Below are 13660 nucleotides of genomic sequence, written 5' to 3'. Positions count from 1 at the left end.
ACCCCCACCCTTGATCGCACCGGGCAGTAATGCGTCAATATCGTCGACGGTTTCAGCCAGCGGCAGTTCTTTGAAAACTCGGCGCAGGTAGGCATAGGGCTCGAGCCCGTGGCCCTTGGCGGTTTCGATCAGGCTGTAGAGGTTGGCGCTGGCACGGGCACCGGCCTGGGTTTGGGAGAACAGCCAGTTTTTGCGATTATGCCAACCTTTGCATAACAGAAATTATGCGCAGTGCCCGGTTATGCGAAGTCCACGGCGATCATCGGCTCGCCGGCGGCAGCCTGCCTACTCGCAACGCCATCGTTCCCGTTCTCGACTTTACATAAGCGTGCAGGCCTACTGCTCTGTCACCCTCAACGACAGGACAGCTTATGAACCGCTCCATCACGCCTCTCCGCCCGGATCTGACCCGATCGCTGCGAAACGGCCCGCTTGCCGGATGCGAGGCACCTTATAGAAAGTGGCTTGACGAACGCGGCTATGCCACCAGCACGTCGCGCGCGTACATCCTCTGCCTCACGCACTTCGCCAGGTGGGCGAGCGACCTGGGGGTCACGTGCGAGACCCTGTCTTGCTCGACTATTGCTCGCTTTATCGACGAGCACCTTCCTTGTTGTGACTGCCCACGCCCCGTACAGCGCAGTCGAGCGCAGGTTCGGGCGGCGCTGCGTCAGCTACAGCCGGCATTGGCGGCTGCAGGTATCACCTTTGTTGAGGCAGATCCCAATGCGGTAGAGCGCGAACTTGAGCGCTACGACGCCTTCCTGCGTGATCGTCGAGGCTTGGCCGCCAGCACACGATTGCATCGTCGGAAGATAATCCGGGACTTGCTCCAGCTCACAGCCGGTACAGGTGGCAGTTCGGCATGGCAAGAGGCGAGCCGACTGCGTCGGTTCGTGGCCGAGCGCGCTGATCGATGGTCGCCTGCGAGCCTGGGCACATTGACTGGCGCGCTGCGTAGCTACCTGCGCTACCGCGGATTGCTTGGGGACGATGTTGTCGCACTACTTCCGGTAATCGTATCCCCCGCGCAGTGGCGGTTATCCGCCTTGCCGGAGACACTTTCCGCCGACGAGGTCGAGAGCGTTCTCACATCGTTCGGCCCCTCGTTGCCGTCGTGGCGTCGCGGCCTAGCCATCGCACAATGTGTTGCCAGGCTCGGCCTGCGATCGGCCGAAGTGGTCGCTCTCGAGCTCGAAGATCTGGACTGGGACATCGGCACGATCCGCCTTCGTCACTGCAAGTCCCGGCGTGTCGATAGGTTGCCCATGCCAGTTCCTGTGGGCGAGGCGGTGATGAACTACCTCCGACACGAACGGCCGTCGTGCAAGAGTCGGAAGGTGTTTGTACGCCATGTTGCACCCGTGGAGAAACCGCTGCTGCCAGGGGTCGTCAAGAGCACTCTCCTCGCGGCATACACGCGCTGCGGGCTGCCCTACACACGCATACACATCCTCCGCCATAGCCTGGCAGCTCGTGTGCTCGCTGGTGGTGGCACACTCAAGGAAGTCGCAGACCTCCTACGGCATCGACACCTCGACACGACGCAGATCTATGCCAAAGTCGATTCAGGGCGGCTTGATGCTGTGGCGATGCCCTGGCCTGGGAGCGGCACGTGATCGCGGCTGGCGCCGTCGGGCGCGCGGTAGAGGACTATCTGTCTGAGCGGCAACGCCTCGGCTATCGGATGCACGACAGCGAGTTGCGCCGCTTCGCACGCTACGCAGACCAGCGCAACCACGCGGGGCCTCTCGACGCTGAGCTCCAGATCACTTGGGCGCGGCTGCATGTTCTGCGGACGACCGCCGGCACGGGAACACGACGTCTCGAGACATTGCGCCCGTTTGTGCGCTATTACCGGCAGTTCGAACCCGATTCTGTTGAAGTCGATCCGTGCCTCCTCGGACCGAAGCGCGGGCGGCTGACACCGCACATCTACACAACCGATGAGATCGACGCGCTGGTACGTGCCGCTGCCCGATTGAAGCCGTCGGACGCGCTGCGCCCGGCGACCTACGCAACGCTGCTCGGCCTTCTCGCGGCCACTGGCATGCGACGCTCAGAGGCGCTGAACTTACGCGACACAGACATCGATCCCGATGGCAGACGGCTAACAATCCGACTGACGAAGTTCCGCAAACATCGTCAGATACCACTTCATCCGAGCACGGCCGCGGCGCTGTTAGCTTATCGGCGAGAACGTGATCAGCAGTGGCCCCTTGCGCCGGAACGGTCGTTCTTCGTCGGCCGTGACGGCATGGCGGTGAACGCCAGCACACTCGCCGCTGTCTTCGTCAACCTTCGGCGCTCTCTCGGTTGGCGCGCACGAGGAGACTATGCCCAGCCCCGCCTCCACGATCTACGCCATACGTTTGCCGTGCACCGGCTATTGCGTTGGCATGAGGAAAATTTGCCGGTCGACCAGGGCATGTTGTGGCTGTGCACCTACCTCGGCCACGCGAAGATCAGCGACACATACTGGTACCTGACCGGCGTACCGGAACTCATGGCGACCGCAGGGCGCGCGTTCGAGGCGTTCACCCGTGATGCGGAGCAGCGCTCATGAGCACTGTCATTCCCCCCGGCCCCACGTTCCAGGCGCTAGTACAGACGTTCTTCACCAGCTACCTCATCGACCAGCGCGCAGTCAGCCCGCGCACCGTTACGACGTACCGCGACGCGTTCACCTTGCTGCTGGAGCATGCCGAGCGCACGCTCGGCAAGGCACCAGCCTCACTCGCGCTCGCCGATATTGATGAGACTTTGATCTTGAGCTTTCTGGACGATTTGGAGACGCGCCGCGGCAACGCGGTGCGCACGAGAAACGCTCGGCTTGCCGCGATCCGCTCGTTTCTGCAGTTCGCTACACATCGCGATGTGGCAAACCTGGCGACGATGACAGCGGCACTGTCGGTCCCAATGAAGCGCTTCGAGCGCCCGATCGTCGGCTTCCTCTCCCGCGAACAGATGTTCGCCGTGCTGGATCTGCCCGGTAAGGACTGGCTCGCGACGCGGGACCGTCTGCTGTTGCATCTGTTGTACAACTCCGGCGCGCGAGTCTCCGAACTGGTCTCGATACGCGTCGACGACATTGTCACTGATGACGGGGCGTGCGTACGCTTACTCGGTAAGGGACGCAAACGGCGTACAGTGCCATTGTGGAAGAATACCGCGAAGCGCGTACGTGCCTGGCTAGCGCTCGAGGGCGCGCCAACCGGCGAAGGGCCGCTACTGCCGACCCGTCAGGGCGCCTTTATGACGCGAGCGAACGCCGCGCAGCGACTCGCCATCGCGGTGAAGCACGCAACTGAGCGCCGCCCGGAACTTGCGATGCTCACTATTTCTCCGCACACGATCCGGCACACGACAGCGATGCACTTGCTGCAGTCCGGCGTGGACATCAGTGTTATCGCGCTCTGGCTCGGCCACGAGAGCCCTGCGACAACCCACCACTACGTCGAGGCCGATCTCGCCATGAAGGAGAGGGCGCTCGCGCGGCTTGAGGCACCGGAACACCCATCGTATCGGTACCGGCCGCCAGACAGCCTTATTGGCTTCCTTCGGGCGCTGTGATTATGTCAAGTGGAATCGCCTGTTCATCGAGCTATGAGGTAGTCGGGATCCGGTACTTCGCATAACCGGGCACTGCGCATAATTGCGATTATGCAAAGGTTGGCATAATCGCAAGAACTGGCTGTTTTACCAAACCCAGGCCGGTGCCCGTGCCAGCGCCAACCTCTACAGCCTGACCGAAACCGCCAAGGGCCATGGGCTCGAGCCCTACGCCTACCTGCGCCGAGTTTTCAAAGAACTGCCGCTGGCTGAAACCGTCAACGATATTGACGCATTACTGCCCGGCGCGATCAAGAGTGTGGGTTTTTCGGCGCTTACGTTGTAACTTCAGGAGAGGCGGGTCCAGAGTTTGATTAGAGATTTCGAACACCTGGTAGACTGCTAATCCGTTGGAGGGAGGAGCCACGGAGCCGAAACCGCTGTCTGGACGGCGACGATTTTCTATCAAGAAGTACTCTTTGTCGCGGATGGTCGGTACAAGCACGGCATCGAAGTGTTTGTCGGCCGAACTAAGTTGCACATTGCTCGTTGTTTCACTAATCACGCGAGGAGAGAGCCAACCAAGCTTGACTCGTTCATAGGCTGTAAGATCTGAGGGCGGCACGGGCCAGCTGTCAGCCATCATGCTTAGGTAGCTGATGGTGCCATAGGGTCCGTATAAGTCCGGAAGACCAAGGGTGTGCCCAAGCTCGTGGTTGAAGTTTCCAAACGCCCCTGCGATCACGCTGGTACTATTTTGGGCGTCTACAAAAACATTTGCGACGGAGGTGATACTGGCCCCACCGATCATGTACTCGTATTCTTGACCGTTGTTCGATACAACGATCCAAACGCTGTCGATGAAGCCGCCGCCGTTCAGGTCATAATCGGCAACATTAACTTGCTGCTCTAGCTGCCGACTGACGGCTTCGCGGAATTCCCACCATGACCCAAACGCAGCGGGCCCAAGGTCAACCGGCAGTCGTACCCGCTGAATGTGCCATTGGAACTCTTCCGTGTTACGACTGAGCCACTGCCAATGCGCCTCCATTTGAACCAAAATTGCTCGCAGATCTGCAACGTTCTGAATGCCGTCGCCCTGCCAATCTTCTAAACTGGAGTTCTGAAAATCAGCAATTACGGCAATGCCCCTCCGTTCAATTACTGGCATTTCAAAATTGTCGTAAAAGACTTTTTGATTCTCCCGTTGATTGGGCTGCGCCGTCGAAGATCCGTTAAGGGCAAGAACCTCTAATATTCCTAACGGAGAGATTGCGGCTAGAAGGCCGAGCACAAAGTAAAAAGTGAAAATATATATAGGATATAGCCCTTTTAGACCACACATCACACAAGATGAATTTGCTGCATTCGAAGGTTTGATTCTGGAGCGCGGACTGCACTGCAGGCTCTCTGTTATCGGTAAATCGGATGAGGTTTTCTATTCGATCCAAATGTCGCTGTGGGATTTGCCCAGGGACCACAGAAAGTTGGCCGTTCTCCTTTGGGAAAGAGACTCTGTTGGAATGATCGGCAGAAGTGGATTCTCAGCTGAAAGTATGGGCAGAAAGTGCGGCAATCTGTTTGTAGGTGTGTGGCATGAGCAAGAATCTACACTCAAGTAGGCTTCCTTGAAAAACTGTGGTTAAGTAGCTAAGCTTTCGTTAAGGTTGGACATTTACTGATTCTGGGGACATTTTCATGTTGAGGTTCAAGACTGCACTGGCAGCTGCATTGATATTCGTCATTTTTGCCGGGGCGACCGAGTCCATGGCGTCTTCGACCATCACGCTTCAAGGTCAGACTAAGCACCCAGTGCTGGCCAATGCTGCCGTAGAAGTCAGTGCCGCGGGCAACCAGACGGTGATGGGTACAACCAACCAATCTGGTTCATATGCCATTGATTTTGAATGCACAGTTCCGGGCGGAATGGTTACGATCACGGTCACCGGCACTGGAGAGCAAAGCCATGTCGGAGCGGCTCGGGTCGTGCATTCGTGTGCACATCTTTCGGCAAATGCTGACGGTCAGGGTGTGTTTGCAGTAGGGCCCATTTCGCCCATTAGCACCGCAGTTTATGCGATCGTTGCTTGGACGCTGAGCGATTTTGAAAATTTGTCGCCCCCTTGGATGCGGTCTGCGCTGGAGCCCTACCGGTTTGCTTTCGAGTTTTGGGTTGGTCATTCCACAGTTACTTCGTCGCTGGCTTTCTTGAATACTCAGGAAATCGACTTGCCTGCGGCGGCGTCTACATCGCTGGATGTTGCGCTCGACCGAAACCTGCTGGCCCAGAGCGCTCAAGGGGTTTTGGATATTGCTCAAGCGGCTGATTACGATCGGGTGCTGAATCCGATCTACCTTGACCCGTCACTTTACCTGCCGACACCATCCGTGCCAGCGACCATAGTGACAGCCAACTATTGCGTTTCACTTCTTACAAGCTGCGGCAGCGTGTTTGTGATCGATGTCAATAACTTCGGAAGTTTTTCCGAACGTGGCGGCAGCAGTGCATCTGAATTTCGATTTAGGGATCGCGAGGACATTATTTTTCAGGAAAAATTTGTTGCCGCGCCGGGAACGCTTCGCGCTATTCGCGCTGCGACTTTGGATGGCTCCCCATTGATTTCTCGTTTTCTTGTTCAGACCATTGAGGGGCAACAGGTAGAGGAAAGTAGTGACCTGGAGTGGGTCGAAAAGCTGTATGCGAACGCTTCGGAATATCTGACGCTGGTGGGAGAGCGTAATAGAACCGTACGGAGATTCCCAAACAATCCGGAAATACCCGAGGAGGTCTTCGAGTCACGGCGTCCGTTTTTTCTGACAGGCTTTGAAGACACCTCAGAGTTGCCGAGCTTTGTCGAGCCAGCAGACGGCGATCAATGGGTTCTGGAGTTTGATGTTTCCGCCTCAATTCCTGAACTTGATTTATTCTTTGGCCCCAGAGCCGATCGGGTGACCTTTGGTGCCGATGGCACTGCGGTTTTGGAGAGAGCAGACACGACGATGCAGTGGACTGTCAGTGATGGCGAGTTGGTCCTCGAAGGTGGTGGCCTGCCCACTCATCGCTACCGGTTGACCAGCGGCGAGTGGGCGAAGGCATATTCAAGTATGGTGGTGCGCGCGGCTGATTCTGGCGAACCCACCGTTTCTGCGGATGTGGTGGGATTGTCTGGCGCACAATCTCTTGTATTTGATCCAGCAGATGTGCCAGGGCGCTACTGGTCAATTGCCTTTGTTGGACGGTTGCTGCCGTCTGGCTTTCCAGAGCCTCCCTCTTACTTTGTGCAGGCGCTGGAAGAAGGTGGAACCGGCTGGTCTGCTTCGTTGGCTGACCCCGCAGATCCCAAGCCCGACTCTGCTAGACCGCTTCAGTGGGAGGTGAACGCTCGCGGCGAAGTGGTGATCGAGAGGGATTTCGGGGCTTCCGGTACGCAACTGCGCAATTGGACGTTGTTAAAGATCGAGAACGGAGAAGATTTTTCCGTCCTTGAGGTGGGTCCCGCTTTGTTCGCTTCCCCCGATTTCGGTGGGCCGGAGGACCCGGTCTTGCCTTTAGATACCGGCCGCTTGAACATTTACAGACAGTTGCCGTTGTGAGCTATCGTCGTCAGGCCGACTTGGCCATTTTATTTGTCAAAGACATTCCTGATTACGCATCTTTTTCAGCTCTTGATGACGCCGGAGCATAGCCTCGTAACCATCAAATAGGCAGGAGGTTACGACATGGCGCGGAATATGGTTCCAGTATTTTCCAATCCCTAAATGAGTCTGAGGGAGCTGTTCAGAGTCAGCCGGTTTTCAGGTTCGGTCCATGGATTGTTTTGAAGAGTTTCTGGCGGGCTTTCTGGAGCTGCTCCGCGGCCTGGTTGTCGCTGATCTGGAGCGCAACGGCGTCGAGTATTGCAAAGCTCAGCCCGGGCTTCAAGCAGTGCTTGGCGCCGGGGAGTGATTTGAGCCTGTCGTAGGGCGTCATCAGGTTCTCATAGCGGTAGACCTTGCGTTCCTTGCCCTTGGCATCGGTCCGGATTTCGGGGAAGAAGCAGGGCCGGTGGAAGTTCAGGTAGGGATTGAGGTGGTCCCGGTTGAAGTCATTGATCAGGGGCGCCCAGCGCTGCGGTATATGGCTATAGCCGAACTGTTTTCGGACCACAGCGGCATTCTTGCTCTCGGCCAAGGCATTGTCATTGCTGTGCCGGGAGCGAGATTTGGTGAACTCGATGCGCAGCTTGTCGAGGAGTGCGGCGACCCGACCGTTGACGTATTCCGAGCCGTTGTCTGAGTGGAATCCGAGCAGGACGAAGGGGAAGGTGTCGAGCATTTCCTCCAGTGCCGGGATCAGATGACACTCGCCGATCTTCTCGACACTGCAAACCACCTCGGACTGGGTCACCTCGTCGACGGCGTTGATGTGATAGACCCCCTTGCGTTTGTCCTGATCGCACTGGTGAACGGTGTCGATCCGGATGTAGCCGGGCTGGCCGTGGGGCCGGGGCTTGCGTCGTTCGCCGAGGGCTGAAGTCCTGGGCCGGGTCTTTTCGAAGTGGCGCCGCTGGCAGGTGTAGGTCACAGACCGGCGCAGGTTGTACAGGTGGCTGACCGAGATCGTGGCCAGGCGCTCATACTCGGCCTGGCCGAAAACCCCATAGGCTCGCTCACACAGCTTCTTGACCGCCGGACCGCAGGGCGTGTCGTGGCGCTCGTCCATGGCTGCGAGCAGGCGGATGTCGGAGGCCGTGTCGCGGCGGGCAAAGCCCGTTACGGTGCGCTGCTGGCGCTGCAGCCGTCCGTTGGCGCGGTATTGACCGACCAAGCGCGTCATCTGCTGGCGGGAATACCCGCTGACCTTCATCAGGTAGCGGATCAACACCCCCTTGTGCCGGCGCGGGCAGGTCAGGTAGCCAAATCGGGCCAACTCACCCTGAATCCAGCGGTATCCGGCGTCCTTGTCGCTGATCACCGCAAAGGCCACAGCCTGGGTCCCACTCAGGAAATCCTCGAGTTGCCCCACCGTCGTCAAATCGTCGAGCTTCATGATGGCTTTCATCCTCCATCATGAACAAAACCTCAGGCCGGCTTCAGACTCATTTCATGTTGGAAACAGACCCGCCCTTCAGACTCATTTCATATTGGACAAGGCCGTTCCTTTACAGGAGGCCCCATGGCAGCTAAAATCAGATCAGCTCTGAAATCCGTTGGGGGATTCGGATAGAGTCTTTTATCTACGTTGAGGGCTTGGTGATGATGAAGTTGATGGTTCCGGTCGCACAGCGGACGCTCTGGATTCTCTTTTTTTGTTCGGGTTATGGCTCTGGTGTTATCGCGGGTGAGGTTATACCAAGTGGGGAGGGAGAAGAGACAAAGTCACAACAGATAGCGGCGAGCATGGTCCAAATTGAAAAGCTGGATCGTCACACATTGCTCGTAACGTCAAGTTCTGAAAATCACATATCTCGAGAGTGTGTGCCATACGGAGGAGAGGTGAAGAAAGCGGGCCTCGAGGAATTTGGACTTGCCATGAATCTCGCGGATGCGCGTGGGGCTCTATTGATGGATCACGATGCTTTCCTAGAATCCTGTAACTTCATCTATCCAGAACGTGTCCAATATGATTCCCATCCGAATGCGTTGGCTGTGAGAGACCTAGTTGAACCAGTTCCCGGCGAATGGCAGAGTATAGGCGGCGTTCCATCAGGTTGTAATGCTCGCATAGAGGCTGTCGAGTATTCCGGTGACGGAGTCGTTTATTTGGGCGGTTCCTTTTCGGTTTGCGGTGACATTCCAGCAAGTGGAATTGTCAGGCTTGATCTCAATACGAGAGAGTTTCAATCACTGGGACATGGCGACGAAAATGGGGTGAACGGCACGGTCTTCGATATAGTCAAGTCTGGCGGCGACCTTTACGTTGGGGGGACATTTACCGCGGCAGGAGGAATGCCCGCAAACAGGATTGCGCGTTGGGATGGGCAACAATGGCATTCCTTAGGTATCGACGATAAAAATGGTGTTGACTCATTCGTTTGGTCTCTAGAGGAACATCAGGGAGACATTTATGTCGGCGGGATATTCGAAAACGCCGGTGGTCAGCTAGCGAATCGAATCGCACGCTGGGATGGTGGGAGCTGGTATTCCGTCGATGACGGTCTGGTCAATGGATTTCCCGATTCGGTAGGCATTGACGCTCTGCTTTCGAGACCAGAGGGTCTCTACGCTGGAGGCGTATTTTCGATTGCGGGAAATGTTTCGGCTAATAATATTGCGCTTTGGAATGGTGAACAATGGCAGCCGCTGGGAGAGGGAGAAAACAATGGAGTATCCGGCAGAGTTTTCTCTCTCGCTTCGTGGAACGGCGAAGTCTATGCTGGGCATGGTTCGATGTCCGTTTGGAATGGGGAACAATGGCGTAGACTTGATAGCGGCTCGAGTCCTTTTGTCGTTCGAGCGGTCGCGGCAACTGTAGACGGCGTGTATGTGGGTGGGTTCATCGGAGGCTTTTCCGCTGATAGTGAATACCGCGGTGTGGCGTTTTGGGACGGCGACAGGTTTGAGTCTGTTGGAGACGGTATCTTGGTTGATAACTCGGCTTGGACGGGAGCGCTCGTATCAACAGACGTCGGTTTGGTTGTTGCAGGTAGGTTTGGTGGAGCTTCTGAGGCGCCTGCTAGCCATGTTGCAATATGGGATGGCTTGGCATGGTCGGCTGCGGGCTTAGGCACGGGGCAGGGGTTTAATGATCGCGTTCAATTTTTAGCCGAATTTGACGGCTCCATTTACGCTGGGGGTTGGTTCACACGAGCAGGTGATGCCTTAGCGCGAAGGTTTGCCGTCAACGATGAGTCAGGTTGGCGAGCTCCTGGTCCAAGCGAGGTATATCTGACAAGCTCGATGCGGTACATGCGCAGTGAGACAGACGGGCTTTATGTGAACACTATCATCGATGATGGTCTTGGAGATCGTGGCCGAAGGCTTGGAAGATGGGATGGCCTTACTTGGCTCTTTCTCGAGGACTCTGACACGCGCCCAGCAACTCTTCAGCCGGTAGTCGCAGTATATCAAGATAAATTGCATGCTGTAAGGGTGATGCAATTTGACGATGGAAGCACAGCAAATGTTCTTGCTTTTTGGGATGGAGAAAACTGGCTTCCTGTGCAAGGTAAGCAAACCTCTGGCTTCAATGGCCAGGTGAGCGGTGTGGAGGTGTTTGACGAAAGTTTATGTCTGATCGGCGGTTTTACTGAAGTGGATGGTGTTCCAGTGAACAAAATTGCTTGTTGGAATGGCGACTCTTGGAGGGCATTGGGAACTGCGGATGCAAATGGCTTCGATGTTCTGCCGCTTGCGATAAAAGCGGTTCAAGGTGAGCTGTTCGTTGGAGGTAATTTCCGGCGCGCTGGAGGCATTGATGCAAACTTCATAGCGCGATGGAATGGCAGCGCTTGGCAATCTCTCGGGGTTGGAGAAAATAACGGTGTTAACTCCGTTGTGCTTAGCATAGAGGAAGTTGGCAACGATGTTTATGCTGGTGGGGTATTTAATAGGGCGGGTAGAGTTGCCGCTCGGGGAGTTGCTCGCTGGGATGGGCGATCATGGGCTGGTATTGGACATGGGGCTGGGATACAGGGTAATGTAGAATCCATGCTTTTTCATGAAGGCGTATTGTTCGTCGGAGGCCGCATATCAGAAGCGGATGGGGAAGTCTCAAGTAATTTGGCCATTTTCGAACCCGCGCCTCATCCGCGAATTGAGCCAGCCCTTGATACCGTCAATTTCAGTACGTCACCTGAGTCAGGTTCGTCGTTGGCCGACGTCCAGTTTGTGAATTCGGGCGATGCCGATCTTGAAATATCAGGCGTTAACATCGTCGATGCTATCGGGAGATCGGACGCCGCCTTTGCAGTCCTTAGTGATGGCTGCTCCGGCGCATTGATCGCTCCGGGGGGTTCATGTTCCATAGAACTGACTTTTGTTCCCAGTGGCTCTGAATTACAGTTGGGTGTATTGGAGATACGGTCTAATGTCCCAGGTGGTTCGATATTTCTAGAGCTTATTGGTAACGACCGTATTTTTGATGATCGGTTTTCAAATAGTTGATGGTCTAACTTGCGGACTTAAATCAACAGGAAATTCTCCGCCTTTGCCAGGTTGATGGCGACAGGTTGGCATTTGAGGGGGTGATTGGGGCCCCGTCTCTCTCCGGCGCCTCGCTACTCAGGGTTTGGCCCTTGAGTCAGATGCCAAATAGGCTTACTGATTACGCAGTTAGCTCAGAAGGTACCCAGGATGTCCCGAAAAGAAAAGATAGCCGGTCGGCCCAGGAGAGCCTAAGTAGAACGTCGAGGTACCAAATCTGGCTGAAAAACATTGCACCATCCTTCCCGGCCAACACCCACTCGAGGGCTCTGGCACGCGCCGCTAAGAGAGCCTCAGCGGTGCTCCAGGCCTGGGAGTGCGGGCAGGCGGCTCCCTGTAGGATCAAGGAGGCGCCCGACTTTCCGCCCATAGGCCGGGAAGAACCTTGCTTGCGAGGTGAGTCAGTATCCGCTCGATCAGCATCGGGTCTTCGACGGGAGACCCCAGGACAGGAGGCGTCAGCAGCGGAGGCAACCGACTTCACGCGCAGACTTGTCGAGGCTGGCCACGACGGTCTGATCGTGGAGCACCCCTTCAGCGGCCGGGAAATCGTCGTTTTCGACCTGACCGGGATTCGAGTCGTGGACTACCGCGTCAGTCTGACAGAGCGCAGCGCGGCCCGGAAGAGTTGACCTCTGCGGCAAAATCCTACAGGCGGTCGAGCGAATTTCCTACACCACGCCGGGTTGCGGTCCGATCGCCATCAGCGGGGTTTTGCCGGATCATGAGCCATCTTCAGCACGCAGACCGACCCCATGACAGAGCGCACCCTAAAGCCGCCTGCCGGCCGCCTTTTTAGAGCTCCGTTGGCCCGAAGGCTTCCGCTGCCCGAAATGCGGTAACTCGACGTGCTGTGCAATTGGATCGCGCAAGGTCTTTCAGTGCCATCGCTGCCACCATCAAGTCCAACTGCATTGGCAATCAAAGGGGAATCATCTGCCCGGGGAGCCCGGGACTTGAGGATTTCCGCTTTAGCTGCAATTGTTTCAAGCGCCCGCAAGCTGGATCATTTCAAATCGGCGCCCCTCCATTACAAACCAATGTGCGCCAGAGTCTCTCCCTCCCCCGAGCGGCCGTTGTGTCGGCCAGTGCCACGGCCAAGAACAAGAGCCTCATTGGTTTTGCGTCATATTGTTCAATGCTTGGCACTCAGCATAAAACCCGCAGCGCGGCACACGCCATCGTGAGATCGTGATGGCTGCGCCACTCAAAGACGAGGCGCCCCACAACGGAACGTGTCAACCTTTTTCCAACAGATCGGCGCATTTTTCTATGTAACAACCTCGGGTAGCTCGAGGCTGACCGGGGTTGGTACGGTTTTGAAGCTTTCCGGGTCAGCCAGGACCTGCTCGGCCGGCTGTCCATCGTCGGGATTGATGCAAACTCGTTCTGGCGGTCGCTTGACGATGGGTGGTCCATTGACGTAGCGCTCGGGGTGGTCGGCATAGTGCCGATCCATCGCCGCCTGCCGTATTTGCCAGACCGTCTTGACCTGACCGGTATAGACATCCTCCGGCGTGAACAGGGCCAGCCCCTCGTGCGGCCGCCGGTTATAGGCCGGGAAGAAGACCTGACACCATTGCCGGGCATGCGCCTCATCCCGGAACCGACCCGGGTAGCTGGGCCAGTACTTGGTGGTCTTGAACTGACTCTCGCTGAAGGCGTTGTCGTTACTGACCCGGGGTCGAGAGAAGCTCTGCTCCACGCCCATGCCTGACAAGAGCTCAGCGAAGCTGTGGGCGATCATGGGTGATCCGCGGTCCTGATGGACGATGAGCCCTTCGGTGGCGATCTGGCGTCGGTTCAGAACCTCGGAGAACATGTGCCGGGCCAGACCGGCATTCTCCTTGCGCGACACCATCCAGCCGACCACGCGGCGGCTGAACAGGTCCAGGATGACGTAGAGGTTCAGGTAAAGCCCTCGGGTCAGGGTCGGCAGCTTGGTGATATCCCAGGTCACGATCTGGTTGGGTGCCGTGGCCTC

At 56.8% G+C, this 13660-nt stretch carries 8 protein-coding genes and 3 pseudogenes; 7 read left to right on the top strand and 4 right to left on the bottom strand.

Features of this window, described 5'->3' with window-relative positions; translation table 11 throughout:
* Nucleotides 1–195, bottom strand: a pseudogene (locus G3I74_RS01455) (transposase domain-containing protein); the annotation flags it as partial.
* 176 nt (nt 196–371) lie between these two features.
* Here G3I74_RS01455 and G3I74_RS01450 point away from each other — a divergent pair.
* The 4 genes and pseudogenes from G3I74_RS01450 to G3I74_RS01435 all read left to right on the top strand — a co-directional run.
* Complete coding sequence (locus G3I74_RS01450) at nt 372–1619, top strand: tyrosine-type recombinase/integrase (RefSeq protein WP_164209422.1); 1248 nt, start codon at nt 372–374, stop codon at nt 1617–1619.
* The gene (locus G3I74_RS01445) at nt 1616–2566 is read left to right on the top strand and encodes a tyrosine-type recombinase/integrase (protein WP_203594447.1); all 951 of its coding nucleotides are present in this window, start codon (nt 1616–1618) and stop codon (nt 2564–2566) included. The genes G3I74_RS01450 and G3I74_RS01445 overlap by 4 nt, the downstream gene beginning before the upstream one ends.
* Entirely contained in the window at nt 2563–3573 is a 1011-nt protein-coding gene (locus G3I74_RS01440) for a tyrosine-type recombinase/integrase (RefSeq protein WP_164209419.1), read from the top strand. Before G3I74_RS01445 ends, G3I74_RS01440 begins: the two co-directional genes overlap by 4 nt.
* A gap of 109 nt (nt 3574–3682) precedes the next feature.
* Nucleotides 3683–3898: pseudogene (locus G3I74_RS01435) on the top strand (transposase domain-containing protein); the annotation flags it as partial.
* Here G3I74_RS01435 and G3I74_RS01430 read toward each other — a convergent pair.
* Entirely contained in the window at nt 3848–4897 is a 1050-nt protein-coding gene (locus G3I74_RS01430) for a metallopeptidase domain-containing protein (protein WP_164209473.1), read from the bottom strand. The pseudogene G3I74_RS01435 and the gene G3I74_RS01430 sit on opposite strands and share 51 nt — an antisense overlap.
* Before the next feature lie 353 nt (nt 4898–5250).
* On the opposite strand from G3I74_RS01430, the gene G3I74_RS01425 reads away from it, so the two are divergent.
* A complete protein-coding gene (locus G3I74_RS01425; RefSeq protein WP_164209470.1) occupies nt 5251–7146 on the top strand; it encodes a carboxypeptidase-like regulatory domain-containing protein in 1896 nt (631 codons plus the stop codon).
* A gap of 190 nt (nt 7147–7336) precedes the next feature.
* On the opposite strand, the gene G3I74_RS01420 is transcribed toward G3I74_RS01425, so the two are convergent.
* Nucleotides 7337–8593, bottom strand: coding sequence for an integrase catalytic domain-containing protein (locus G3I74_RS01420; protein WP_164209466.1), 1257 nt, complete (start codon nt 8591–8593; stop codon nt 7337–7339).
* A gap of 188 nt (nt 8594–8781) precedes the next feature.
* Between G3I74_RS01420 and G3I74_RS01415 the strand changes: the two genes are divergently transcribed.
* Both G3I74_RS01415 and G3I74_RS15805 read left to right on the top strand, forming a co-directional pair.
* Nucleotides 8782–11637 carry a hypothetical protein gene (locus G3I74_RS01415; protein ID WP_203594451.1) on the top strand — a complete coding sequence of 952 codons (2856 nt, stop codon included), beginning with the start codon at nt 8782–8784 and terminating at the stop codon, nt 11635–11637.
* Nucleotides 11638–12462: 825 nt separating this feature from the next.
* A pseudogene (locus tag G3I74_RS15805) lies at nt 12463–12588 on the top strand (transposase); the annotation flags it as partial.
* Nucleotides 12589–12946: 358 nt separating this feature from the next.
* Here the strand turns inward: G3I74_RS15805 and G3I74_RS01405 are convergent.
* Nucleotides 12947–13660, bottom strand: a 714-nt coding sequence (locus tag G3I74_RS01405) for a DDE-type integrase/transposase/recombinase (protein WP_164209440.1), incomplete at its 5' end; no start/stop codon positions are given.

Source organism: Wenzhouxiangella limi (assembly GCF_010499265.1).
Lineage (GTDB): Bacteria > Pseudomonadota > Gammaproteobacteria > Xanthomonadales > Wenzhouxiangellaceae > Wenzhouxiangella > Wenzhouxiangella limi.
The sequence above is the reverse complement of the archived record's forward strand: the minus strand, read 5'-3'. Positions and strand labels throughout refer to the sequence as shown.